General features: G+C 70.5%; 26 protein-coding genes and 1 CRISPR repeat array. Of the genes, 9 read left to right on the top strand and 17 right to left on the bottom strand.

Features of this window, described 5'->3' with window-relative positions; translation table 11 throughout:
• Positions 1-10: 10 nt before the first annotated feature.
• The 6 genes from cas5 (at position 11) to CRV15_RS19155 (ending at position 6,932) form a co-directional block, all read left to right on the top strand.
• On the top strand, positions 11-709 hold the full coding sequence (gene cas5, locus CRV15_RS19180) for a CRISPR-associated protein Cas5 (protein WP_029182927.1): 699 nt from the start codon (positions 11-13) through the stop codon (positions 707-709).
• A complete protein-coding gene (locus tag CRV15_RS19175; RefSeq protein ID WP_009996237.1) occupies positions 691-3,114 on the top strand; it encodes a CRISPR-associated helicase/endonuclease Cas3 in 2,424 nt (807 codons plus the stop codon). The genes cas5 and CRV15_RS19175 overlap by 19 nt, the downstream gene beginning before the upstream one ends.
• Entirely contained in the window at positions 3,111-3,632 is a 522-nt protein-coding gene (locus CRV15_RS19170) for a CRISPR-associated protein Cas4 (RefSeq protein ID WP_003955760.1), read from the top strand. Before CRV15_RS19175 ends, CRV15_RS19170 begins: the two co-directional genes overlap by 4 nt.
• Positions 3,632-4,612: a type I-B CRISPR-associated endonuclease Cas1b gene (gene cas1b, locus CRV15_RS19165; RefSeq protein WP_003955759.1), complete on the top strand. Its 981-nt coding sequence runs from the start codon at positions 3,632-3,634 to the stop codon at positions 4,610-4,612. Before CRV15_RS19170 ends, cas1b begins: the two co-directional genes overlap by 1 nt.
• A 12-nt stretch (positions 4,613-4,624) precedes the next feature.
• A complete protein-coding gene (cas2, locus tag CRV15_RS19160) occupies positions 4,625-4,882 on the top strand; it encodes a CRISPR-associated endonuclease Cas2 (protein WP_230864114.1) in 258 nt (85 codons plus the stop codon).
• Between the two features lie 89 nt (positions 4,883-4,971).
• Positions 4,972-5,388: direct repeats of the CRISPR family, unit length 29 nt; unit sequence GTCGTCATCAGCCCTGGTGGGTTCGCAAC.
• Positions 5,389-5,654: 266 nt separating this feature from the next.
• A complete protein-coding gene (locus CRV15_RS19155; RefSeq protein ID WP_003955757.1) occupies positions 5,655-6,932 on the top strand; it encodes a right-handed parallel beta-helix repeat-containing protein in 1,278 nt (425 codons plus the stop codon).
• A gap of 66 nt (positions 6,933-6,998) precedes the next feature.
• On the opposite strand, the gene CRV15_RS19150 is transcribed toward CRV15_RS19155, so the two are convergent.
• From CRV15_RS19150 to CRV15_RS19075, 16 genes are all read right to left on the bottom strand, one after another.
• A complete protein-coding gene (locus tag CRV15_RS19150; protein ID WP_003955756.1) occupies positions 6,999-7,568 on the bottom strand; it encodes an adenine phosphoribosyltransferase in 570 nt (189 codons plus the stop codon).
• A 61-nt stretch (positions 7,569-7,629) separates the two neighbouring features.
• Positions 7,630-8,607: a leucine-rich repeat domain-containing protein gene (locus tag CRV15_RS19145; RefSeq protein WP_230864117.1), complete on the bottom strand. Its 978-nt coding sequence runs from the start codon at positions 8,605-8,607 to the stop codon at positions 7,630-7,632.
• Positions 8,608-8,817: 210 nt separating this feature from the next.
• Positions 8,818-9,591: an SDR family NAD(P)-dependent oxidoreductase gene (locus tag CRV15_RS19140; RefSeq protein ID WP_003955754.1), complete on the bottom strand. Its 774-nt coding sequence runs from the start codon at positions 9,589-9,591 to the stop codon at positions 8,818-8,820.
• A 1-nt stretch (position 9,592) separates the two neighbouring features.
• The gene (locus CRV15_RS19135) at positions 9,593-10,168 is read right to left on the bottom strand and encodes a cupin domain-containing protein (protein ID WP_003955753.1); all 576 of its coding nucleotides are present in this window, start codon (positions 10,166-10,168) and stop codon (positions 9,593-9,595) included.
• 187 nt (positions 10,169-10,355) lie between these two features.
• Entirely contained in the window at positions 10,356-10,958 is a 603-nt protein-coding gene (locus CRV15_RS19130) for a histidine phosphatase family protein (RefSeq protein ID WP_003955752.1), read from the bottom strand.
• Between the two features lie 114 nt (positions 10,959-11,072).
• A complete protein-coding gene (locus CRV15_RS19125; protein WP_003955751.1) occupies positions 11,073-11,900 on the bottom strand; it encodes a hypothetical protein in 828 nt (275 codons plus the stop codon).
• Between the two features lie 67 nt (positions 11,901-11,967).
• A complete protein-coding gene (locus CRV15_RS19120) occupies positions 11,968-13,383 on the bottom strand; it encodes a cation:proton antiporter (protein WP_003960523.1) in 1,416 nt (471 codons plus the stop codon).
• Positions 13,364-14,530, bottom strand: a complete 1,167-nt coding sequence (locus tag CRV15_RS19115) for a Gfo/Idh/MocA family protein (protein ID WP_003955749.1) — start codon at positions 14,528-14,530, stop codon at positions 13,364-13,366. Before CRV15_RS19115 ends, CRV15_RS19120 begins: the two co-directional genes overlap by 20 nt.
• A complete protein-coding gene (locus CRV15_RS19110) occupies positions 14,521-15,417 on the bottom strand; it encodes an HAD family hydrolase (protein ID WP_003960524.1) in 897 nt (298 codons plus the stop codon). The genes CRV15_RS19115 and CRV15_RS19110 overlap by 10 nt, the downstream gene beginning before the upstream one ends.
• Positions 15,414-16,628: an MFS transporter gene (locus CRV15_RS19105; RefSeq protein WP_003960525.1), complete on the bottom strand. Its 1,215-nt coding sequence runs from the start codon at positions 16,626-16,628 to the stop codon at positions 15,414-15,416. Before CRV15_RS19105 ends, CRV15_RS19110 begins: the two co-directional genes overlap by 4 nt.
• A gap of 2 nt (positions 16,629-16,630) precedes the next feature.
• Positions 16,631-17,158 carry a hypothetical protein gene (locus CRV15_RS19100; protein WP_003960526.1) on the bottom strand — a complete coding sequence of 176 codons (528 nt, stop codon included), beginning with the start codon at positions 17,156-17,158 and terminating at the stop codon, positions 16,631-16,633.
• On the bottom strand, positions 17,155-18,393 hold the full coding sequence (locus CRV15_RS19095; RefSeq protein ID WP_003955745.1) for a hypothetical protein: 1,239 nt from the start codon (positions 18,391-18,393) through the stop codon (positions 17,155-17,157). Before CRV15_RS19095 ends, CRV15_RS19100 begins: the two co-directional genes overlap by 4 nt.
• A 56-nt stretch (positions 18,394-18,449) precedes the next feature.
• Positions 18,450-19,163, bottom strand: a complete 714-nt coding sequence (locus CRV15_RS19090; protein WP_003955744.1) for an SDR family oxidoreductase — start codon at positions 19,161-19,163, stop codon at positions 18,450-18,452.
• Positions 19,150-19,866 carry a phosphoribosylaminoimidazolesuccinocarboxamide synthase gene (locus CRV15_RS19085; protein ID WP_003955743.1) on the bottom strand — a complete coding sequence of 239 codons (717 nt, stop codon included), beginning with the start codon at positions 19,864-19,866 and terminating at the stop codon, positions 19,150-19,152. Before CRV15_RS19085 ends, CRV15_RS19090 begins: the two co-directional genes overlap by 14 nt.
• 169 nt (positions 19,867-20,035) lie before the next feature.
• The gene (locus CRV15_RS19080; RefSeq protein WP_003955741.1) at positions 20,036-20,641 is read right to left on the bottom strand and encodes an NUDIX domain-containing protein; all 606 of its coding nucleotides are present in this window, start codon (positions 20,639-20,641) and stop codon (positions 20,036-20,038) included.
• A complete protein-coding gene (locus tag CRV15_RS19075) occupies positions 20,634-21,173 on the bottom strand; it encodes a hypothetical protein (protein ID WP_129555061.1) in 540 nt (179 codons plus the stop codon). Before CRV15_RS19075 ends, CRV15_RS19080 begins: the two co-directional genes overlap by 8 nt.
• A 589-nt stretch (positions 21,174-21,762) precedes the next feature.
• On the opposite strand from CRV15_RS19075, the gene CRV15_RS19070 reads away from it, so the two are divergent.
• Both CRV15_RS19070 and CRV15_RS19065 read left to right on the top strand, forming a co-directional pair.
• Positions 21,763-22,227: a CYTH domain-containing protein gene (locus CRV15_RS19070; RefSeq protein WP_003955739.1), complete on the top strand. Its 465-nt coding sequence runs from the start codon at positions 21,763-21,765 to the stop codon at positions 22,225-22,227.
• Complete coding sequence (locus CRV15_RS19065; protein WP_003955738.1) at positions 22,224-23,108, top strand: NAD(P)-dependent oxidoreductase; 885 nt, start codon at positions 22,224-22,226, stop codon at positions 23,106-23,108. The genes CRV15_RS19070 and CRV15_RS19065 overlap by 4 nt, the downstream gene beginning before the upstream one ends.
• A gap of 8 nt (positions 23,109-23,116) precedes the next feature.
• On the opposite strand, the gene CRV15_RS19060 is transcribed toward CRV15_RS19065, so the two are convergent.
• Positions 23,117-23,776 carry a response regulator transcription factor gene (locus tag CRV15_RS19060; protein WP_009996242.1) on the bottom strand — a complete coding sequence of 220 codons (660 nt, stop codon included), beginning with the start codon at positions 23,774-23,776 and terminating at the stop codon, positions 23,117-23,119.
• Positions 23,777-23,967: 191 nt separating this feature from the next.
• On the opposite strand from CRV15_RS19060, the gene CRV15_RS19055 reads away from it, so the two are divergent.
• Positions 23,968-24,492: a nucleoside-diphosphate kinase gene (locus tag CRV15_RS19055; protein WP_003955736.1), complete on the top strand. Its 525-nt coding sequence runs from the start codon at positions 23,968-23,970 to the stop codon at positions 24,490-24,492.
• Positions 24,493-24,495 lie beyond the last annotated feature (3 nt).

Here is a 24,495-nt window from a genome sequence, read left to right as displayed (position 1 = left end):
CGGTGTCCCTGTGACCGAGCCCCTGTCCGCCTGGCGGGTGGTGTTCTACGCGCCGGTGGCGTCGTTCCGCGACCCGCTCTTCCCCGGGCTCACCCGCGGCCTTCCCGTGCCGCCCCCGTCGACCGTACGGGGGCTGCTCGCCGCCGCCACCGGGGAACCCTCCGAGTCCCTGGCCTTCGGCATGGCCGCCTGGTCCGAAGGCGGCGGCACGGACGACGAGACGTACCACCCGATCAGCGCCTCCGGGCTCAATCCTTCCGTGGCCGGTCGCGTACGGCCGGGCAAGGGCGGCATGACGATCCGGAGCCGCCCCTTCCTGACCGGTGTGCATCTGACCGTCTGGCTGCCGGGTCCGGACGGTGCCCGCATCGCCGACGCGCTGCGGCGGCCCCGCTGGCCCCTGCGGCTGGGCCGTTCCCAGGATCTCGTCCATGTCGGGGAGCGCACCCGGGTGACGCTGAACCCCGCGGAGGAGGCGGCCGTCGGCTCCGCCCTGGCGCCCCTCTCCGGGCACGACGTGCCGAGCGCCACCGTCCACCGCCTGGCGGCATCGGTGTCGACGGACCGCATGGCCTCGCGCTGGACCGACTATCTGTGGTGCGACATCCCCGCCGGTCGCCATCCCGTACGCGGTGCCTACGAGGACGCCACCTGTCGCGCACACCCCGGTGCGGAGAAGGGACAGGCCCTGTGGCTCCTGGAGCCCTGACGAACCCGCCGCCCCGGGCCTCCCTGAACGACGTCCGCGCCAAGTCCACCCCCGCCGAGGACCGGGAGCGGCTGACCACCCACTCCCGTACCGTTCACGCGGCGGTCGGCCTGATCGAGGACCGCATCGCGAACGCGGGCGTCCTCGCCGACTCCCCGGCCTTCTGGTCCCAGGTCCGCCGGGCCGCGCTCCTCCACGACGCGGGCAAGATCGCCGAGGGCTTCCAGCGGCAGGTGGAGCCCCGGGGCATCCCCTGGGGCGAACGCCACGAAGTGCTGTCCCTCGCCTATGCCGACCTTCTCGCGGGCGCCGCCGCCTGGAGCGAGGACGATCTGACCATGGTCGCCACCCTGGTGGCCACCCATCATCGGGCCCTGCACAACGACGGCGGCACCGGCCACGGAGGCAAGCCCGCCCTGAGCCGGATCTACAACAAGGAGACCGACTGGGAGGAGGCGTTCGGCACCAGCGTCGAGGACGTGGACGGCCGACCCGTCGTCCAGGTGCCGCGCTTTCTCCACCGGGAGCTGCTGGCCTGGTTCTGCGGCTTCCTGGCGGTGGACCCGCCCAGCACCCGGCCCGGAGACCCCTCACTGGCGCAACGGGCCCGCCACCTGCTGCAACGGCTCCTGGACACCTGGCACCACCCCGTCAGACCCCACCGGGGTCTGCTCGCGGTGCTCGCGCAGGGCGCCCTCACCCTGGCCGACCGCTCCGGCTCCGCCCACATCGGGCTCCAGACCCATATGCCGCTGCCGTACGACTACCTCGCCCGGCTGCCGTACCACCCGCACAGCCATCAACGGCAGGCTGCGGAAACCCTGGGTCATCTGACGTTGGTGGCTCCGACCGGCAGCGGCAAGACCGAGGCCGGGCTCGCCTGGGCGGCCACCCAGATCGGCACGATGCCCGGACGCCCCCGGGTGGTCTGGACACTTCCGTACCGCGCTTCCCTCAACGCGATCCGCCGCCGGCTCAGCGAGGATCTGATCCCCGTCCCCGGCGAACGGAAAGCCGACATCGGGCTGCTGCACGGCACCGTCGCCCAGACCCTGCTCGCCGACGGACTGGACGACGACTGCCCCGGACGCGAACCGAACACCCCGCCCACCGCCGACCAGGCCCGCAAGGCACGCGCGCAGGCGGGCGCCATGCGCCTCTTCACCCAGCGGGTCCGGGTGGCGACCCCGCACCAGCTCCTCAGCGGCGCCATCGCGGGACCCGCGTACTCCTCCGTCCTCCTCGAACAGGCGAACTGCGTCTTCGTCCTCGACGAGTTGCACGCCTACGAGCCCCGCACCTTCGGCCGGCTCTGCGCCGCCATGCGGCTGTGGGAACGGCTCGGCAGCCGGTTCGCCGTGCTCTCGGCCACGCTCGCCGAGGTGATGATCCGGATCATCGAGGAGAGCGTGGAGCAGCCGGTCACTGTGCACCGGTCGCCCGAGGGCTCCGGTCCCGTACGGCACCGGCTGACCCTGGACGAGCTGCCGATCGACGCGCCGGAGAGCGTCCAGCGCATCAGGGACTGGCTGAACGAGGGCCACAGCGTGCTGGCCGTCGTGAACACGGTCGCCCGCGCACAGGAGCTGTTCGGGCAGCTCGCCGACGACGCCCGCGCGGCCCGGCCCGGCGATCCGCACGCGGCGCTGCTGCTCCACTCCCGGTTCAGGAACGGCGACCGGGACACCATCGAGAGGGCGCTGCTGCGCCGCCATCCCGAACGGCGTCCCGGCGACGGCGCCCTGCGCGGCGGGCTCGTCGTCGCCACCCAGGCGGTGGAGGTCTCCCTCCAGCTCGACTTCGACCGCGCCGCCGTGGAGTGCGCTCCCGTGGAAGCCGTCGCCCAGCGGGCGGGACGGGTCAACCGACGGGGGCTGCATCCGGACGGCCCGGTCGAGTTCCGCGTCCACCGTGTGGACGGGCCCCGGCCGTACGACCCCGACGCCATGGACGCCGCCTGGGCCGCTCTGCGCGGTCTCGTCGCGGACGGCGCCACCGCGCTGAGCGAGCAGGACATCGACGAGCTGCTGCGACGGGCCTACGCGACGGAGTGGGGGAAGGGGTGGGAAGAGCAGGCACGGGCGGCGCGGGACGCGTTCGCCGCGCGCTTCCTCACCTTCACCGACCCCTTCCACGACCGGAGCGAGTTCGCGCGCGAGCTGAGCGAGGCGTTCGACAGCACCGAAGTGCTGCACCACGACGACGCGGAGGAGTACCGCGCCCTCACCCGAGGGAAGGCGGGGGACCCGCTGCTCGCCTCGCGTCTCCTCATCCCGCTTCGGCTCGGACAACTGAGGCAGTTCGACTGCTCGTTCGACCCCTATCTGAAGGTGAACATGACCGACAGCGCCTACGACCCCACTCTCGGCCTCCAGCCACCCGCCGCACGGGAGACCATCCTGTGAGCCCTTCCGCGGATCCACTGAGCGACGGAGCTGCCCCGGTGGGCGGCGTCCACATCACGTACCTCGTCCACTGCCCGCGCCAGCTCTGGCTGTACGCCCGGGGGTACCGTCCCGAGCAGCGCAGCGACCTCGTCGCCTTCGGTGAGGTGGTGAACGAGACGACCTTCCCCCGGCGGCGCGATGTCGATCTCGGCGAAGCGAAGATCGACTGGGTGACGACCGGAGCCGTCGTCCACGAGACGAAGTCCTCCCGGGCGCCCGCGCCCGCGCACTCCGCCCAGGTACGGCACTACTGCCTTCTCCTGGAGCGCCGGGGGGTCAACGTGCGCGGGGGCGTCGTCCACTACCCCCTCGTCCGCCGGACCGTCGATGTCCTCTGGGACGACGACGCCCGCACCCGGGCGGAGGACGCGGAGGCGGACGCCCAGGCCGTCATCGCCGCCGCCACCGCACCCGAGCGCCTCACCCGCGACCAGTGCCGTGGGTGCTCGTACCTCGACTACTGCTGGGGAGACTGATGCCCGCCGTCGGCCGTACCTACTGGCTGACCGAACCCTGTCGCATCCGCCGCGAGGACAACAGCGTCCGCGTCGAGCGCCAGGACGGCAGCCCGGTCCGCATTCCCATCACCGACATCCGCGACCTCGTCGTCTTCGACCATGTGGACGTGAACACCTCGGCCCTGTCGCTGCTCAGCCGCAGTGGCGTGACCCTGCATGTGCTGGACCACTACGGCAATCACGCGGGGCATTTCAGCCCGGCCGAGTCCATGGCCTCCGCCGCCGTGGTCCGCCGCCAGGTGGAGATCACGGCGGACGAGGAGCAGCGGCTCGCGATCGGACGTTCCCTGGTCCTCGCCTCGGCCCAGAACCTGCGCTGGTCGCTCGACACCGACCTGCTCGATCCGGCGCTCGACTCCCTGAACGCGGCGCTGCCCGGGTGCGGCAGCAGCGAGGCCATCATGGGCGAGGAGGGCAACTTCCGCCGCACCGCCTGGGCCGTTCTCGACCAGCGGCTCCCCCCGTGGCTCCGCCTCAACGGCCGCACCCGCCGCCCGCCCACCAACGCGGGCAACGCCTTCATCAGCTACCTCAACTCCATCGTGTACGCCCGTGTCCTCACCGCGCTGCGCAGCACCCCGCTGCACCCGGCCATCGGCTTCCTCCACGCGGACACCGACCGCCGCCGCAACACCCTCGCCCTGGACCTGGCGGAGCCCTTCAAGCCCCTCTTCGCGGAACGGCTGCTCCGCCGGACCGCCCATCAGAAGCATCTGAAGCAGAACGACTTCGAGACGGACGTCGGCCGCGCCTCACTCAGCAAGGACGGCCGCAAGAAGATCGCCGCGCTGGTCCGGGAGGAGCTGGCGACGACCGTTTACCACCGCTCCCTCAAGCGGAAGGTGAGCTACGAGGAGCTGATCCACCTGGAGGCCCTGAAGATCGTCCGCCTGTGTCTTGAGGGCCAGCCATACAAGCCGTTCCGGCCGTGGTGGTGAGGGGTTGTGTTCGTGATCCTCATCTATGACACGGCAGTGGAACGCAACCCCAGGGTGCTGAAGACCTGCCGGAAGTATCTGCACTGGACGCAGCGCAGCGTCTTCCAGGGCGAGCTGTCGGCGGCGCAGTACCGGGCGCTGATGGCCGCGCTCAGCGGTGCGATCGATCCGGGGTACGACAGCATCAGGACCTATACCGTGCGGTCTCCGGAGATGGTCGAGACGGATACGCTGGGCGTGGACCTCGGGGGGCCGGGGGACATCATCTGACCTGGGCGGATGCAGTACCGGCGGGTCGCCGCAGAAGCCGCCTCCAGCGAGGCTCGCGGATGGCCTCTGAGCTGCGATTTTACTCTCGGGTCGTCATCAGCCCTGGTGGGTTCGCAACACCCACGCCGAGTCGGGAGCGTCCTGGCGCAGTGTGGTCGTCATCAGCCCTGGTAGGTTCGCAACGAGATGGCCCAGTCGCCTTCTGCGGAGACGTGGAGGTCGTCATCAGCCCTGGTGGGTTCGCAACGTGATCCGGGCAGCGGGGTAGCCGAGAGCGCGCGCGTCGTCATCAGCCCTGGTGGGTTCGCAACAGGGTGAACGCCATGGGATGGCGTCGCCCGTCAAGGTCGTCATCAGCCCTGGTGGGTTCGCAACCGGTGGGTGAGCTGGACGTGGAGGCCGAGGGCCTGGGTGTCGTCATCAGCCCTGGTGGGTTCGCAACGACCCCTCCCCCGCCCCTTCCCGGGGCCCTCCCCAGTCGTCATCAACCCTGGTGGGTTCGCAACTCGCCGACGACGGCCAGGGGCTGGCCGAGCCAGTGCGCGCGTCGTCATCAGCCCCCGCAGGCTCCCACCCCCACCTGACAGAACGCCAATTCAGTCAACCTTCCCCCCACCCCAAGTCATTCTTTGCCGCTTCATAGCCTTCGCAAGGTTTTCGCTTGACCCTGTGCGGAAGGCGGGCCGCCCTCGGGCCCGTACAGATGATCCTCGCGGGTCACGCCTGACCCGTGAGGCCGGTGAGCAATGCTCATGGCCGAAGGAGCCTCGGCATGATCCGTTTTTCCAGGACGCTTTCCTCACCTTGGTCCGCCGCAGCGGTCGGCGCGGCCGTTCTGTTCGGTGTGGCGGCGCCCGCGCCCGCGGCCCACGCCGCGCCGCTCGCGTGTGGGCAGACCGTCACGGTCAGCGTCGTGCTCAGCGCGAATCTGCTCAACTGTCCCGGTGACGGTCTGATCGTCGGGGGCAACGGCATCACCATCGATCTCAACGGGCGTACCGTCGACGGCGTCGGGCTTGGGGTCGGTATCCGGAACAACGGGTTCGACAACGTCACGGTCACCAACAGCGGCAGCACCCCCGCCCGCGTACAGGAGTTCGACCACGGGGTGCAGCTCAATGCAGGGACCTTAGGCAATATCGTCGAGAAACTCACCGTTCAGAACAATGAATTCTCCGGGATCGGACTCAACAACGCCCACAGCGACAACCGCGTACGCAACAACCATATCGACCGGCAGGCCCACCGAGGTGTCGAGATCACCGCCGGGTCCAGTGGAAATCTGATCGCGGACAACAGGATCACCGGCAACCAGGGCGGAGGCGTCTTCGCGCAGAACGCCGTCGGGAATCGGGTGGAGCGGAATCAGATCTCCGGGAGCGGGGGCGCCGGGCTGGCCCTGGAGGGGTCGCGGACGAACACGTTGCTGGCGAACACCGTCGGGACCAGCAGCGACGGCGCGATCGTGCTGCGGCTCGGGTCGGACGGGAATCTCGTCCAGGGCAACTCGTCCAGCGGGAGCGCGGACGCCGGGCTGACCGTCTCCGGGTCGGCCGGGAACCGGATTCTGTCCAACACGCTCCACGGGAGCGGCGACAGCGGAATCGTCCTCGACTCGGCCCACGGCTCCACGGTCACCGGAAACGACGTCAGCAGGAATACCGGCGGTATCGAGCTGAGCTTCGCCAACAACAACACGATCGAGTCCAATATCGCGAGCAACACCACCGGGGACGGCATCAGCCTGAACGGCTCGCTCAACAATCAGCTGCGGCTCAACAAGGCCGAGAACAACGGGTCGAGCGGCATCTACGTGGTCGGGGACGCGGCGGCGGGGAGCGGCAACCAGTTGGTCGGCAATATCGCCAACGCCAACAAGGGCAGTGGCATCTTCGTCTCCAAGGCCGTGCACACCCTCCAGGGCAACACCGCGCGCGGCAACAACAGCTGGGGCATCTCCGCCGACCGGGGCAACGTCGACGGCGGGGCGAACCGGGCCGGTGGCAACGCGCAGAGCGGTCAGTGCACCGGCGTCGTCTGCGCTCCCTGAGGTCCGGACCGCCCGCCTCCACCGGCCGGGACGCCGATCGCGCGGCGTCCCGGCCCGCCGCCGGCGTCAGAGGGTGATGACCGCCTCCATCGGAACGCCGTCCAGCGTCGGGTGGAGGCGGTCACGGCCGCCGAGGAAGCCGAGTTCCATCAGCAGACCGACGGCGACGACCTGTGCGCCCGCGTCGCGGATCAGCCGGATCGACGCCTCCAGGGTGCCGCCCGTCGCGAGGACGTCGTCGACGACGAGGACCCGGCTGCCGGGGGCGAAGGCGTCCCGTTGGACCTCGATCTCGGCGGTGCCGTACTCCAGCGCGTACGACTGGGCCAGCGTCGGGCCCGGCAGCTTCCCCGCCTTGCGGACCGGGACGAAGCCCAGTCCGGCCTTGAGCGCGACCGGGGCGGCCAGGATGAAGCCGCGGGCCTCCAGACCGGCGACCGCGGTGGCCCCCTGGCGGACGGCGAGATCCGCGAGCGCGTCCACGAGGTCCGAGAAGGCCCCGGGGTCGGCCAGCAGCGGGGTGATGTCCTTGAAGACGATCCCCTCCTGGGGGAAGTCGGGAACATCACGTATGCGGCCGAGCAGTCGCTGTGACAGCGGGAGCGACTCGTCGGGAGCGATGCCGGTCTGATCCACGAGTGGGGTCCTTCCTGGGTGGGGCGATATCAACGGGGGAGTAAGCAGAGGCACGCGGTCGTCATGTCAGAACCACACACCCTCTCTGTTCGAGAGAGGACACCCACGCGGGCAGCGGATCGAGAGCGAGAGGGTTCCACCGCAGATCGAGCTTCTCCAGCCGGGGAAGTGCGGCCAGGGTGGGCGGAAGCTCATGGAGACGGTTGTTCCGCAGGTCCAGATGGGTCAGCCGGTCCAGCCGCCCGATCGCGTCGGGAACAGCGCGCAGCTCGTTGTTCCGCAGGTCCAGACGGGTCAGCCGGACGAGCCCGCCGATCGTGTCGGGCAGCGCCGTCACCCGGTTGTCCATCAGCCGCAGCTCCCGCAGATCGGCGAGGCCGCCGATCTCCTCCGGGAGGCCGGTGAGGCGATTGCCCATGAGATGGGCCTCCCTCAGCTCCCGGAGGGCGCCGATCGACCGGGGGAGCCCCGTCAGACGGTTGTGGTAGAGGCGCAGCTCCCGCAGGGAGGCCAGGTCCCCGAACCGTTCGGGGAGGGCGGTCAGCCGGTTGTCGGTGATGTTCAGATAGCGCAGATGTCCCAACCGGCAGAGCGAGTCCGGTACCGACGTGATTTTGTTGTCGCTCAGATAGAGATACCGGGAGAGCCCGGTCACATCGCCCAGGGACGGCGGAATATCGGTCAGTTCATTGTGTCCCAGGTCGAGCGTGTGCAGCCGGCTCAGTGCGCCGATTTCGGCGGGGACGGAGGAAAGGCGGTTCCCGGCGAGGTTGAGAACGCGGATCTCGCGGAGTCCGCCGAGTCCGGAAGGCACGTTCGACAGGCCGTTGCGGTACAGGCTCAGCACCTGGAGTCCGGTCAGCCCGAGGACGGCATCCGGAAAGCGGCTGAATTGATTGCTGTCCAGGCGGAGTTCGGTGAGGCGGTGGAGTCGTCCCAGGTCAGCGGGGAGATCGTCCAGCAGGTTGAAGGAGAGGTCGAGTGCCGCCAAATCCTCCAACCGCGCTATTTCCGGCAGGGCTTCGGGGAGGGACCGCATTCCCTGTTCCCGTGCGGAAAGGGATACGACCTTGCCTGTCATGTCATCCGTGACGGATGTCCATGTACAGGACGAGAGACCATGATCGGTCACAAAGACTGCCCCTCGGGAGGTACTCGATGTTCCGGCACCGGACAAGAACCGACGTACTGTACCACCGTGAACATCCGTGAATCCGCGTTGTGTTGGCGCGGCGGAACACGCCATCACCTACCAGGTGGGGGCCGAGGAAACCCCGCCGTCCACGACGAGATCGTGGCCGGTGATCCAGGACGCCAGCCCGGAGGCGAGGAAGACGCAGGCGTTCCCCACGTCCTGCCCCGTGCCGAGCCGCCCCAGGGGTGCGGCCTGCTTCCAGCGCCGGACCCCTTCGGGCCACTCCCCGTCGAGTCCCGGCCGGTCGATCAGCCCGGGTGACACGGTGTTCACCCGGACCCCCAGCGGCCCGTACTCCAGCGCGGCGGAGCGGGCGTGCATGATGAGGGCGGCCTTCGAGGCGCAGTAGTGCGCGTGCTGGAAGGCCGGGTGGCTGCCCTCGATGGAGGCGATATGGGTGACGCTGCCGCCGCCGTGGGCGGCCAGGACGGGGACCGCCGCCTGGGTGCAGGTGAAGGCGCCCGCCAGATTGGTGTCCACCACCTGCCGCCACTCGGCCGTGGTCATCTCCGCGAGCTGCCGCACCGGCTGGACGCCCGCGCAGTTGACGAGCCCGGTGAGCCGCCCCGACCAGGCCGCGCTGTCCGCCACCAGGCGGCGGCAGGCGGCCTCGTCGGTGAGGTCGGCCGTGAGGGCGACGGCCCGGCACTCCCGCGCCGTCAGTTCGGCGGCGAGCCGTTCGGCCTGCTCCCTGCCGTGGTGGCCATGGACGACCACGGCCGCGCCCGCGTCGGCGAACCGGCGGGCGACGGCGCTGCCGATACCGCCGCTGGCGCCGGTGACCAGGACGGTCTGCCCGGTCAGATCGGGCAGGTCGGAACGGGTCACCTCAGCCCTCCGAGCCGGTCGCGGACGATCCGCCGGGCCCGTCGAGCGCGCCCTCGGAACCGGCCGGGTGGCGCAGCGGGACACCGGGGCGGCACAGCGCCTCGATACGGCCCGCCACTTCGGGGTACCGGGCGGCGAGCGCCCCGGCGTCGCCCCCCTCGTAGTCCTCCGAGCTGAATCCGGGCGCCATGGTGCAGCCGAAGAGCGCCCACTCGCCCCCGGCGGCGACCCCGCCGCCCATCCAGGTCCCGGCGGTGACCGTGAACTGGACGAGCTGCCCGCCCAGGACGTCCGGGCCGAGGACGACCACCCGGCTGGTGCCGTCCGCTTCGAGCAGCAGCAGTTCGACCGGGTCGCCGAGGTAGAAGTGCCAGACCTCGTCGGTGGGGAGCCGGTGCATGGCCGAGAACTGGTCGTCCTCGGTGGAGAGCAGCACGACGATCGCCGAGCCGACGGGGTGTCCGTCGGGGCCGGGCGGCCCCGCCCACGTGCGCCGGAACCGTCCTCCCTCCAGCGGCATGGGTTCGAGGCCGTAGAGGGCGGTCAGGTCGGCGACCGTGGGTCGAGGGGCGCGCATGGCTTCCTTTCCGGTGTTCCCGGTCTTTCCGGTCTTCCCGGTCATCAGGCGGTCCGGCTCCGGCCTTCCGGCGGTCCGGTCATCCGGCGGTCCGGTCCCGGCTCCCGGTGCCCCGGGTACTCCGGTGGTCCGGCGGTACGGTTCCGGCTCCCGGCCCCGGCGGTCCGGGGTCCGGACCGGCCGGGCGTCAGGTGGTGCGAAGCGCCGGCGGCAGATGGTCCCACAGATTGATGTGCACCACCCGCCAGCGCCCGTTGGCCCATTCGATCTCGTTGATACCGCAGTTGTACAGCTTGAGACAGAACGTGTCGGACTCGGCGATCGTCCGGACGACCGTCTTGATCAGCCCGCCGTGGGTGACCGCGAGCACCGGCTGCCCCGTCTCCTCGGCCCTGCGGGTGAGTTCCTCCAGGGCGGTCCGCGCCTGCGCCCGGAAGTCGCGGTAGCGCTCGGAGAGCGGTTCCGCGGGCCACGGGGCGAACGGCGCGGACGCCTTGGGGAGTTCGGAGACGACGTGGAACGCGGCCTCCTTGAGGGTGGGCTGCACCCCGGCGGTGACTCCGAGGGAGTCGCAGAGGTGACCGGCGGTCTCCCGGGCCCGCTTCAGCGGGCTGGTCACCACGCTGCCGACGGACAGCCGGGAGGTCCCGTCGAGGGGGGCGCCCTCGGCGAACCACTTGCCGAGGTGCCCGGCCTGCTCGTGTCCGAGCGGGCTGAGGCTGGTGTCCCAGTCCTCACTGGGGCTGACCTGCCACTGCGACTGGCCGTGGCGCACGAGATAGATCTTCACTGCTCCTCCTCCACAGGTGACCTCCGCGACTCGGGAAGACGCGACGGGACGGAGCCGGTCCCGGGCGGCCCGGACCGGCCGGGACCGCCCCGGACGGTCCGGCTCCGGACGGGTTCAGCGCCCGCCCATGCCCAGGGCCGTCGCCGAACGCTGGTACTTGATGTCGGAGGTGACCCGCGTGTCGAAGCGCGCGCACAGGTCCTCGGAGAGCACCTTGATCAGCTCGACCACCCGGGGGTCCTGGGCGATCTCGGGCTCGATGCGCGGGTAGATCGCCAGCTCGACCTCGGAGACGGGCCGCTCCACCCGCTCGGCCTCGGGCAGCCGCAGATTGGACACGGTGGCCCGGTCGATGCTGCACCGCAGCGCGTCCCGCTTGTCCAGCCAGACGAAGAAGGTGTAGCGGAGGTCGTCCAGCTTGACGGTCGGGATCAGCTCGGTGCGCGGAATGCCGTACGACTCCTCCAGGAACGTCCCCGGGTGCTGGATGTCCGTACGGGCCATCAGCCGCTGGACGACCGCGACCGCCTCCGGGGAGGAGGGCGCGGCCTGGATCGTGGCCTTCTCCTCGCCGTCGAAGACATGGCGGTGGTCGCGCCGGACGTGGTTCTCGTCCTGGGCCGCCTTGAAGGCGCAGAAGGCGTGCGTGATCTTGTTGCAGGAGGTGCGCAGCAGCGCGCCGGTGTGGAGGATGCGGAAGTCCTCCGTGTCGTAGTAGATCGCGGTGTTCAGCGGAGGCGTCTGGCGGGCGCCCTCCTTCTCCACGATCTTCGCGCCGGGGACGCGCTCGCCGATGGTGGCGATCATGTCGTCCAGCCAGCGGTAGTAGTCCTCGTTGCTGACCTCGTCCATCTCTATCTTCAGGGCGAGCTGGTTGAAGACCACGGAGTCGCCGCTGCGGCTGTAGACGGACTCGTTCTGCGGCATCTTGGGGCTGATCATGTGAAAACCCATCCTGTGAGAGGTGAACGGTAGGAACGGTGCGAACGGGAGGAACGGGGAGCCGGCGCTACCGGCCGGTGTTCCGTGTACCGGCGCGGGCCGACGCCGCGTCCTCGGATGTCGATGTCGATGTCGATGTCGATGTCGACGAGTCCGAGTCCGGGGCCGAGTCCGGGGCCGGAGCACCGGCGGCGGGCGGCATGAGCGGCTTGCCCTGGGCGACGACCCTGCCGAGCCAGGCGCCGGCGATCTGCGAGGAGATGATCGAGAGCAGGACCAGCGAGGTGAAGAAGCTCTCGTTGATGATGTGGGCGCCGAAGGCGACCGAGGCGAGCACGATCCCGGGGCCGCCGCGGGCGTTCATCGCGACCGCGAGGTTCATCGCCGCCGGGTGGGACTCCCCCGCCGCCCGGGCCCCCAGCCAGACGCTGAACGTCTTCACCAGGCAGGCCAGAACGAAGAACCAGAGGAAGAACAGCGGGTCGAAGTTCCGGATCAGATCGAGCTTGACGCCTACGATGGCAAAGTAGATCGGAACGAACAAGCCCATGGAGACATGTCGCAGGGTTTCCTGGGACTCCTTGGCCCGTTTCCCGGTGTCACCGGCGGTGCACATGCCCGCGACCAGGGCCCCGAAGATCGGGTCGATGCCCAGACCGGTGCAGGCGGCGCAGAGCAGGAAGACCACGACCAGCCGGAACGCCAGCGGGCTGCGCTGTTCCACCACATTGGCCCGGGACGCCGTCAGACCGCTGAACGAGCGCGGTCCCAGCCACAGCAGCAGACCGAGGAAGACCAGTGGGACGACGCTGAAGTAGCCGATGGCCACCGGGAGCGAGTCCACGTCGAGCCAGGCCCACAGTCCATAGGTCTCGTCGGCGTTGGCCTGGGCCACACCCAGGACCACGGCCAGGATGACATAGAGCAGGATGTCCTCGATCACGGCCACGGCGAGCACGATCCGCGCGAACAGCGACTGGAGGATACCCAGGTCCATCATGATCCGGGAGATCACGGGCACGCTGGTCACCGCCACGGCCATGCCGAAGACCAGGGCGAGGGTCGTGGGGGAGCCGTTGGGGCCGATCAGGTCCTCGGTGTCCGCGACGGAGGCGATGGCCAGGCCGAAGCCGAAGGGGAGGACGAGTCCCGAGACGGTGATGAAGCCGATGGCGCGCTGCCCCTTCTCCTGGCGGCTCGCCCGGAGTTCGGTGCCCGTCAGATAGACGAGCAGCAGCAGACCGATCTGGTAGAAGGCGCCCAGGACATGGCCGGTGGCTCCGTCGGTCGGGAGTAACCAGCGCTGGGCGTCGGGGGCGATCTCCCCCAGTACGGTCGGGCCGAGCATCAGCCCGCCCAGGATCTCTCCGATGACCTGGGGCTGGCGCATCCGCGCGAAGAGGTATCCGCCCAGGTGCGCGGCGACGAGGAGAGCGATCAGCGCGAGCAGGACATGGGCGACCTCAGCGGTTTCCAGGGACACTGCCCTGCCTCCTTTCCGTTCCACTGGCTGTCAGTACCGCGTCGACGAGTGTCAGAGCGGCGAGTCCGTCATCGAATCCGGGGGTCAGGCCGACCCGGGCGTGCGGGTCGTCGGCGAGACGGCGGTAGGGGTTCATGGGGTGGGCGCCGAAGACCTGCTGGGCCTCCCGCGCTCCGGTCGCGAGGGTGAGCAGCCCGGAGCCGTCGGCGGTGTCGACCCGGGTGTGCAGGACTCCTCGGTCGCCACGGACGGTGACGAGGAGCTGCGGCCGGGGCGCGGGGGTCCGTGACACGGTCACCCGGGCCCTGGCCGGGCGGACGACGGTGCGCAGTTCGGCCTGGGCGATGTCGTCGCCGCCGCGGTCCGGGCGGTCCGTCTCCCGGGCCGGGTACGGGGTGTCCTGAACGCGGTGGGTCCAGGCGGACGCCACCTCCCACAGGTCCGTCCCGGTCAGCCAGGGCACCAGGTCGAGGGCGTGCGTGCCCCGTTCCACGAGGACACCGGCGGCCCGGCGGCCCGGTGCGGTGCGGTCCGGTCCCGCGGCGCCGTCGTGCAGTTCGACATCGAGGGTGAGGAGGTCGCCGATCGCGCCTTCGGCCAGGGCCTTCCGGGCGTGCCGCAGTGCGGGGTTCTCCCGCAGCGGGAGGGCCACATGGGCACGTGCGGCCCGGGTGTGGGCCTCTTCGGCGAGCCGCAGCGCGGTGGAGCGGTCGCGGGCGAGCGGGGCCTCGCACATCACGAGGAGTCCGCGGGCCAGCGCCTCCGACACCAGCGTGTCGCGGGCGGGTCCGAGGCCGTGGCCGTCCGCCGGGCCGGTGAGGGCCACCGCGTCGATCCGTCCGTGCCGGATCAGGGCCAGGGCGTCCGCGGCGGGTTCGGCGTGTGGATGGTACGTCCGGACGGCGTCGAGAACGGCCCCGGCTCCGGTCCCGACGGCTCCCGATCCGGCGGTTCCGGATCCGGAGCGTCCGGATCCGACGGTCCCGGCCTCACCGGTCCCGGTCCCGAATCCGTCGGTCCCGGCTTCGGCTTCGGCTTCGGCGGCCCGGTCGCAGGCCACCGCCGTCACGGAGAACGCGGGACACTCGGAGATCCAGCGCGCGTGGACGCCGCTGTCCCGTCCGGTTCCGACTATCGCTATGTCCACGGGTGTTCCTTGTCTCGCTGTGCTGTTCGGTGTGCTGTCGTTCGCGGGGACGGCGGGGGCAACGGGGCCGGGGAGCCGGGTGCACAGTCGGACGCCTCGGCCAGCAGGGCTTCCAGCCGGTGCGCCACTCCGTCCTCGTCGTTGGAGAGGGTGGTCTCGTCCGCGGCGGCGAGCACGTCCGGATGGGCGTTGGCCATCGCCACGGAGCGGCCCGCCCAGCGGAGCATGGGCAGGTCGTTGGGCATGTCCCCGAAGGCGACCACCCGTTCGACGGGGATGGACAGCCGGCCGGCGAGCAGGTCCAGGGCCATGGCCTTGGTGACACCCCGGCGGGTGATCTCGCAGAACGCCGGGGTGGACACCGTCACCGTGGCCAGACCGGGGGGCAGGGCGTCGGCGGCGACCCGGTAGTAGTCGTGGGCCGACCCCTCCGTCTGGACGATGAGCTTGCCCAGACCGCGTCCGTCGATCTCCTCCTCCAGCGCGCGGACCCGGCGGGCCTCGGGGCTGAGGGCGGGGTCGAGCGCGAACCCGTCCTCCAGGAGGAGGTCCGGCCAGCGTTCGCAGCCCAGCCGGACGCCGGGGAACCGCCGCCGGAGCGCCGTGATCACCCCCATGGCGTCGGCCTGCTCCATGGGGTGGTGGTCCACGACGGTGTCGCGGGCGTAGTCGTAGGAGACGGCCCCGTTGCTGCACACCGCGATGGCCCGATGGCCGAGGGCCTCGGCGATGGGCCGTACATCGCGCACGGGCCGCGCGCTGGCCAGCACGAAGACATGACCGGCCCGGTGTGCCGCCCGGACCGCGGCCCGGGTGCGCTCCGATATCCCGCCCCGGGAGTCGAGCAGGGTGCCGTCGAGGTCGGAGACGATCATCAGGGGCCTCATGACGCGGCCTGCTTCCCGCTCAGGGCGGTGGGGCCGCCGAAGCCGCTTCGGCCCCGGCGGAAGAGCGCGGCCGTCGCGAACGCGACCGCTCCCGCCACCACGAGGACGAGGAAGGAGGCCCAGATGCCGACCTGCTGTTCGGCGGTGCCCGCGGTCGAGCTGCCCAGGGCGTTGCCCGCGAGGACGGCGGTGACCATCCAGGCGAACGCCTCGGTGACGGTGCCCTGCGGCGCGACCTCGCCGATGATGGCGAATCCGCAGGTCAGCGCGGGGGCCAGAAAGAGCCCCGAGCAGAAGACGAGGACCCCGACGACGATCGGGTGCGGGACCAGGACCAGCGGCAGATTGCACAGGAACATGCCCAGCAGCAGCACGGTCAGCCGCTGCGAGGTGTCGGCCCGCCACTCGCGGGCCCCGTAGTAGAGGCCGCCGATGAGGGCACCGGCCGCGTTGACGCCCAGCAGGATGCCGGAGAGTCCGTCGCTGCCGACGTGCTCCTGGTAGGCGACGGTCGCGATGTTGAGCGCGCCCAGGCCCGCGCCGACGAAGGCCAGGCTCACGAGCAACTGCCGCAGCCGCACGGAGCGCAGGGGCCCGGCCCAGTCGGGTGTCCTGGGCTCGGCCCGCCAGTGCCGCACGGGCTCGGGGACGATATAGGCGAGGGTCCCGACGAGCATGGCGACGGTGGTGACGACGAGCGCGACGGACGGATCGGCGACCGAGGTCAGCCCGACCACCAGCAGCGGCCCGGCCACGAAGACGACCTCCTGGAGCGAGGCGTCGAGCGCGTAGGCGGCGCTGATGTCGCGCGGGTCCTTGAGGACGCTGGGCCACAGGGTGCGCAGACAGGGCTCCAGGGGCGGCGAGAAGAGACCGGCGAGGACGGCCGCCGCCGAGGCCGCGGCCACACTGCCGTCGCCGGCCCCCACCAGCGCCAGGAAGCCGACGGCCGAGATCCCGGCGCTGACGGGCAGGACACGGACCTGGCCGAAGCGGTCCACCGCCCGTCCCAGCAGCGGGCCGCCCACGGCCATGGAGAGACCGTAGAGCGCGGTGACGGCTCCGACCGTCCCGAATCCCAGCCCCTGGGAGCGCAGGAACAGCGCGATGGCCAGCGGTGCCATGCCGTTGGGCAGTCGGCCGAGCAGATTGGAGATGAGCAGGTACTTGGAGTGCTGCGGGCTGAGGCAGCTCCGGTAGGCGGCCAGCATGGTCAACGACGGTCTCCGGGCATCGGTGCGGTGGTGGGGTCCGGGGCCGGTCCGGCCCCGGGGGGACGCGAGAGGGGCCCGGCCCCGGTGGCGGGGCGCGGAATCGGTCCGGTCCCGGTGGTGGGAGGCGGAGCCGGTTCCGCCTCGGCGGTGGGGCTCAGGGTCAGCTCGACCTCGGCAATTCTGCTGCCGTCGAGGGTGATACGGACGTGTGCCGTCCCGCGGAGCTGCTCCGCGGGCACACCGTCGGCGAGGTGGAGCCACAGCCACCCGGCGTCGGTGTCGAGGGCGATGCCGTCCTGCGGCGACCTCCGGACCGAGACGGCGTACCGGGCCAGGGCGTCCGCCACCCGGTCGGGCAGCGCCATGATGTCCACGTCGACGGCGCCGCCCTGCCCGTCGAGCACGACCCGGGCCGGCACGGAGACCTCCTCCTGCCGGGGGTGGTCACCGGCAGCCCCGTAGCCGACGAGGAGACGGCGGCGCGCGGCGTCCCAGTCGACGCCGGGCCGGGGGGTGGGACGGGTCATGACCACGGCGACCGCCCATAGGTCTCGCACCAGATCCAGGCGATCTCCTCGCACTGTTCCCGGGAGAGTCCGCGGACCCCCGGCGGGCGCGGGCCGCGGGCCAGCTCCCGGACGCACAGATACAGCTCGCAGCAGAGGAGGTCGTGCAGCCTGCCGACGATCCGTTCGTCGACATGGCTCGGGGCGCATCCGGTGAGCAGGTACAGCGGCTTGTCCTGGAACCGGCAGACGGCCAGGCCCTCGTTCCGTTCCACCCGGGTGAGCGCCCCGAAGGTGCCGTCCGGGTGCTGGTCCGGCGGGTGGAAGCCCTCCGTGACCACCACCGCGCCCGCCTTGAGCAGCCGCAGGGCGTCCCGGTCCGGGGGCAGGTCGCCCTGGAGGTCGACCACCACGTCAGCGCCGCCGAGCAGTTCGGCGCGGTCGGTGACCCGGTAGCCCGCGAGGACGGCGGCGCACGCGGCGAGGGAGTCCCGGTCGCACACGCTCACCTCGGCGCCGAGTGCGCGCAGGGCGGCGGCGACGGCCGCGTGCCGCCCCCCGAAACCGAGGACCGCCACCGTGCACTCGGAGAGGGAGCGGGCCAGGTCGTGGCGGAGCCGGTGCTCCAGGGTCTGGGCGATGGCGTGCCCGGCGGGGGCGTCGATCAGCGGGTCGAGCGCGCTGCCCGCGGTGGTGAAGACCGGCAGCCGCAGCCGGGACGGCTCCGTGGTCCGCCGGGGCACACCGCACTGCGCGCTCCACACGGCGCCGCGTGCCCCCTGCTCGGCGAGGAGTCCGGAGCCCTCGTCGGAGAGGAGGCAGCCCGGTCCCTGGACCACGACGGGCACCGAGGTGCGGCGGGTGAGCCGTCCCGTGTACTCGGCGACGGTGCGTACCAGGTCCTGGGGGTGATCGGGCGTCAGTACCAGGGCGCCGCCGAGGTGCGCCGCGCACTCCGCGCCGCCGGGCCCCGGCGGGGTGATCACTGCGCTGACGTCGAGGGCGTCGGCGAGCACCCGGAGGTAGGCGACGGTCCCGGGGGCGACGTCGCCCGTGACGACCAGGGACACCCCGTCGGCCGGGAAGGACTCCACGACCTTGCGCAGGGCGGGCAGCCGGGGCCGGCCCGTCCGTGGCCCCGGGCCCACGGCGGAACGGGTCCTGGCGGAGGTGGCCCGGGTCGCCCGCGAGGGCTTCCCCGGTGTGGCGGGTCGTCTCAGATAGAGGGCGGTCTCAGAGGCCGGACTCTGTGTCATGGGGTGTCCTTCCTCCCGTTCCCAGGTTCCCGGGCGCGTGGTTCGCCATCGCCGTCTCACACGTGCTGGAGGCGGGCGATACCGGAGATCTCGGGGTCGGGCAACTGGGCGGGACGGAGCTCGATATCGCCGATGACCAGGTCGGACGGCTGGTCCTGGACGAGGGCGCCGACACAGCGGGCGACGGACCCGGTGGCCATCTTGTACGGGGTGTCGTCCCCGTCCTCGTTGGCGATGGCGCCGGGGCTGACCAGGGTGGCGCGCACCCCGTGCACCCGTTCCTCCAGCAGCACCGTCTCCACCAGCGCCTTGAGGGCCGCCTTGGTGGCGCTGTAGGAGGCCCCGCCCTCGAAGAAGCGGGTGCCGGCGTGGCTGCCGAGGATCACATACAGGCCGCCCGCGGCGCGGACCGCCGGGAGTGAGGCCCGCACGATACGGAAGACGGAGGTGAGGTTGACCGCCAGGGAGCGGTCCCAGTCCGCGGGGTCCATCTCGGCGACGGGCGCGAAGACGCGGTCCACGGCGTTGGTGACACAGACGTCGATCCGTCCGAAGCGGGCGAGCACCGCGCCGACCGCGCCGTCCACGGCGTCCGGGTCGGCGAGGTCGCACGGGAACTCGTCCAGCCACTCCTCGTGGCGCAGGGTGCGGTTGAGGGCGGCCACCCGGTAGCCGCGGTCGTGCAGCTCCCGGGCGATGGCCAGCCCGGTCCCCCGGTTCGCCCCGCTGACGAGGGCGACCGGGGTACCGGCGGGGTCAGCCGATCTCATCGAGCAGCCTCTGCCACGCGGTGACCAGCTCCTCCGAGGAGGCGCCGTGCCGGAAGAGGTCCTTGTCGAGGGAGGAGCCGTCCGGGTGGCGCAGCCGCATGCAGTCGGGCGACACCTCGGAGATCAGCACGGGCTCGCCCTGCGGGTCGAGTCCGAGGATGATGCAGAAGTCCCAGACCTCCAGCGGGGCGAGCCAGGAGATCAGGGTGTCGTTCACGGCGAGGGCGATCCGCCGGAACTCCTCGACCGGGAGATCCAGGGCGCGCAGATAGTCCTCGCCGATGGGCTGGTCCTCGGGGTCGATCCGGTAGTCGAACTTCACCACGGGCTTGGGAAGTTCGGAGTTGGCCGGAAAGAGTCCAGGGTATTTCACCAGGGTCGAGCCGACGGCCCGGTTCTTCACGACGACCTCGAACGGCGGCGCCTCGTGGAACTCGGAGAGATAGACCGTCGGGGCCAGTCGGCGGACGAATCCGGTCCGGACGCCTCCCTTGGCGAGCCGGGCGGCGGCACGATCGTAGAATTCCAGCCGCAACGGGCCGGTCTCCTCGACGAGTTCATCCCGGCTGTAGGTGAAACTGCGCAGGCTGGGAATCATCTCCACCACACACAGTCCGCCGGAAAGCAGCCAGATGCGCTTGGAGCGCCCTTCGATGTCCGGCGTGCCCGCGTCGCGGACGGCGAGCAGTTCCGCGTCGCTCATGGCGAGGGTCGTGGCACGGTCAGCGGCTGACGCGTGCTGGGGGTGCTGCTCCATTGACGGTGCCTTTCGCGGTGGTGTTCTTCGTGGTGATGTTCTGGGCAGTGGGATTCTTCGGGGCGGCGCTCTTCGGGATGGCCGGAGGTCTTCCGGCCGGTTTCCGTCGGGTGGTTCAGCGGGCGCAGAGTCCCTGATTCCGGGCGTGCAGCAGCAGAAGCAGGGTCTTGGCGTCGGCGGCCTCTTCGTTCAGGACCCGTTCCAGGGCCTGTTCCAGCGGGAGTTCGAGAACGTGGATGTCCTCGCCCTCGTCCACTTCGCCGCCCCCGGGGCCCGGGCGGATCGCGGGGTCGTACTCACCGGTGAAGAGGTGGGTCCGCTCGCTGCTGAGCTGGGGGCAGAGATAGGTCGTGAACGCCCTGCGCAATCCGGTGACCGTGAATCCGGTCTCCTCCTCGGCCTCCCGCCGGACCGCTTCCTCCGCCCCGGACTCGTCGAGGAGTCCGCCGGGGGCCTCGGTCAGTCGGCCGTGCGGATCTCCGTGGAGAAAGACCGGTAGGCGGAACTGGCTGGTGAGGACCACCGTACCGGCGGCCGGCGCATGGAGGAGGACGGCCGCCCGGTCGCCGCGGCGGAGGTCGATCCGCGACAGCCGCTGGGTCGCGCCGTCGGTCCGGGTGACGTCGAGACGGTACTGGCGCAGGGCGAACCAGCCTTCGCTCAGGATCTCGGTGTCGTGCACCCGGACCGACGGCCGACGGATCGGTCCGTTCTCAGGCACCGTTGACGTTCGCGAGGATGCCCGCGAATTTCCCGGCCAGTTCCTCCCGGCTGAACATCACATTGCCGTTGGAGGTGTCGGTGTTGGGGTAGGCCGTGTTGTACACATTGGAGAAGTTGCGCTCCCGCGGCCCCCGCAGCACCAGGGTGCAGGTCATCGACTCCCGCGGGAGTACGACGCGGTGGATGCGGTGGTACTTGAGGTGGTAGGCGTTGCCCTGTTCCTCCACGGTCTCGCCCGTCACCTCCAGCTCGGTCTCCCCGATGAACTCGTAGAAGTTCGAGGTGGTGGAAGTGCCCTGCTTTTCCGGGACATACCGGTACTGCTGGAAGTCGACCCGCGGAAGCGTGGAGGACGCGTCCGCGTTCTCCCCCCGCGCGAAGTTCTGCGAGACCAGTCGTCCGGTGAGGATGGTGGACCAGAAGCTGAACCGGTGATCGTGGATCAGCTCGTCCTTGAGCTCCTTCTCGGTGTACGGCGGGCACCACGCGTGCAGTGTCAGCCGGTAGCCGAGCTGGGCGCCCGTGTCCACCAGAACGATTTTGTCAAAGTGATTGACATGACGGTAGGAACGGCCGGCGATTTCATCCATAAGGACGTCGTCCTGAAGAATCCCGCCGATCAGGCCAGAAATGCAAGGCGCTTCGCCAAGCCTTCTCACCAGATTCAGATTGTATTCACTCTGACGTTCGTCCACTTCATGCGGAAGACCGTTGAGCAACGTTATCAGATCGCTTGGACCCAGACCAGTCAAACTGTCACTCGACGTTGCGAGAGCAGTCATGAGTCCCCCCTTTTCTTTGATTTCCGAGTCGGATCGGCACTTCTGCGGGGCGCTTATCAAGAGCTCCCGCCGCGTTGCCTCATTCCTGTGTAAGGCAGCCCTCACAAGCAGATCAAGTACTCCAAAGTGGCGCCCGATGAGAGGTAGCCGATCGGTCACCTCCATCGGGGCGCACTCATGTGCACCTGTTTCGATCCGCCCCGCCACGGGAGGGTTGACCAGGAAAAAACCGCCGATGGCCGGCCGTGCGCACCCTCAGGACCGGGTGCGCGCACCGCAGTGGAACGGTTCGGCCGGCCGCGGTTCGAACGGACTGACGACACAGGGGGCGCACTTCGTGGCTACCGAGATCGAGCGAAAATTCGTCGTGGGAGACCTCGGTGCAGTTCTGCGGATTCCGGCGGTGACGGTGCGCCAGGGATACCTGGCGCGCAGCACCGACGAGGAGGTACGCGTCCGCCAGATAGGCGACGAGTACACGCTCACCGTGAAAAAGGGCAACGGACTCCAGCGGTCGGAGTTCGAGATCTTGATCGACGCTTCGCAATTCAATGCGCTCTGGCCTGCGACAGAAGGAAGCCGCATCGCCAAGACCCGCCGTGAGGTGGAGCTGCCGGAGAACCGTCTCGCCCATGTCGATGTCTTTGAGGGCCACCTCGAAGGGCTGGCCACCGTGGAGGTGGAGTTCGCCGATACCGGGGCCGCCGGGGCCTTCACCCCGCCCGCCTGGTTCGGGCGTGAGGTGACGGAGGACCGCCGTTACTCGAACAAGGTGCTCAGCTCGGAAGGGGCACCCGTATGACCCGCGTCGCGGTGCTGGGTCTCGGCGCCATGGGCCGGTCCGTGGTGACCCGGCTGCTGCTCGCCGGGCATGAGGTCCTGGTGTGGAACCGGGACCGCACGGCCTGCGAGCGGCTGTCCGCCGGGCCCGTCGTCCCGGTCGCCACCCCCGCCGAGGCGGCCCGCCGGGCCGAGGCCGTGATCCTGGTGGTCTCCGACGAGAACGCCGTGCGGGACGTGGTGTCGGGGCCGGACGGTGTCGCGGCGGGGGCCGCCGCATCGCCCGTCACACTGATCCAGATGTCCACCGTGGCACCGGCCACCCTGCACTGGCTCGCGGGCGCGCTGCCCGAGGGCTCCCCGGTGCTGGACGCCCCCGTCATGGCGGGCCCCGGAAAGCTCGCGGCGGGCAGGGGGACGGTGTACGTCGGGGGCTCCGAGGAGCTGGTGCGCCAGTGGACGCCCCTGCTGCGGGACATCGGGGAGATCTCGCACGTCGGCCCGGTGGGGGCGGCGTCCGCCGCGAAACTCGTCGCGAACTCGGCGCTCTTCGGGATCGTGGCCCTGCTCGGGGAGTCCGTGGCCCTCGCGGAGGGCCTGGGCCTGGACCGGGACACGGCCTTCGAGGTGCTCGCGGCCACCCCGCTGGCCGCCCAGGCGGAGCGCCGCCGCGCCTCGATGGAGGCGGACGAGTACCCCACCCGGTTCTCGCTGCGGCTCGCGGCCAAGGACGCCCGGCTCATCCACGAGGCGGCCGAGGAGGGCGGTGTGGAGCTGCGGATCGGCGCCGCCACGCGTTCCTGGATCACCGGGGCCCAGGACTCGGGGTACGAAGAGGAGGACTACACGGTCATCCTCCGCGCGGCGGCGGCCGGGAAGCAGCAGACACCGGAACGGCCCTGACCCGGGGGTCAGTTCCGGTAGGTGGGCAGCAGACCGAGCTGGGTGACCTTCAGGGCCACCTCGGTGCGGTTGGAGCTGTCGAGCTTGATCAGCAGATTGGAGACATGCCGCTTGACCCCGTGGATGGAGATGCCGAGGGCGCGCGCGATCTGCTGATTGCTCAACCCCTGTGCCAGCAGCGACAGCACCGCGCGCTCCCGCTGGGTCACCCGGTTCAGGCCCCGTTCCAGCAGCGTTCCGGAGGAGTGGGGCGAGCGCTCCGCCCCGTCCGGGCCCGCGTTCGCGTCGACGAGTTGCTGGAGGACCCGCTGGATCACATGGCAGTCGATGCGCTGCTCCTGGAGCCAGGCGTCCGCTCCCCTCGCCCCGTCGGCCGTGTCACCGAAGGACGGCCGCCGGGCGTGCGGGCTGGTGAGGACCAGCCGGGCCCCGGTCTGCCCCACCCAGGTGGCCACGGGCGCCGAGTACGACTGCGAGGGCACCACACAGATGTCGAAACGTTCCTCCTGGAGCAGCCCGTGGAACGCCTCCACGGTCCGGCAGAGCCGGTAGAGCCGTACCAGGGTCAGCCGGGCCAGCAGAATGGGAAGTCCGTGGAAGGACACCTCGTCGTGCGCGAGCCACAGAACCCTCAGGCCCTCGGCTCCGTCCCCCTCTTCGTCCTCCACGCACCCTCCCTGTTCCGATGCGTCGTCCTGTCTCAGAGCAGCGGTGGCTCCACCGGCTTCCATCTCGTCCCCCCGCCAGATCACCCTGCCGAAGGGCAGGATTTCGTCATGAACCTGATTAACTTACTGGACCATTTGGGATGTGTGTCCGGGACATTCAGGCCAAGATCTCAGCCATATCAGGAGCTCTCGTGACCACTTCCCGACCCGACGAAACCACCCCCGCGGCGGCGGAGCGCACCCTGGTGCTCATCAAGCCGGACGCCCTGCTGCGCGGCCTGGCGGGCCGGGTGCTGACCCGCTTCGAGGAGGCCGCCCTCAAGGTCGTGGGGGTGAAGATGCGGACCATGGACGACGCCTTCATCCGGAGGCACTACTTCGACCTGGAGGACCGTCTCGGTCCGGCCGTCTACAACCGGTCCGCCGCATTCATGAAACAGAGTCCGATCATCGCCTTTGTCCTTGAGGGGTACGACGCGGTGGCCACCGTCCGGAAACTCATCGGCGCTTCATGCCCCAATGAGGCCGCTCCGGGAACGATACGCGGTGACTTCTCCCATTTCAGCAGCGCGGCGAGCAGCGCCACCGGCAAGGGCATGGCCAACGTCGTGCACGCCTCCGCGAATCGGCGGGAGGCCGCGTACGAGGTGGAGCTGTGGTTCGCCCCGGAGGAGCTGCACGACTACCGGACGCTCGCCGAGACACTGACCTACTGACGG

This window comes from Streptomyces clavuligerus, from assembly GCF_005519465.1.
Lineage (GTDB): Bacteria > Actinomycetota > Actinomycetes > Streptomycetales > Streptomycetaceae > Streptomyces > Streptomyces clavuligerus.
This window is presented reverse-complemented; position numbering and strand designations above follow the sequence as displayed.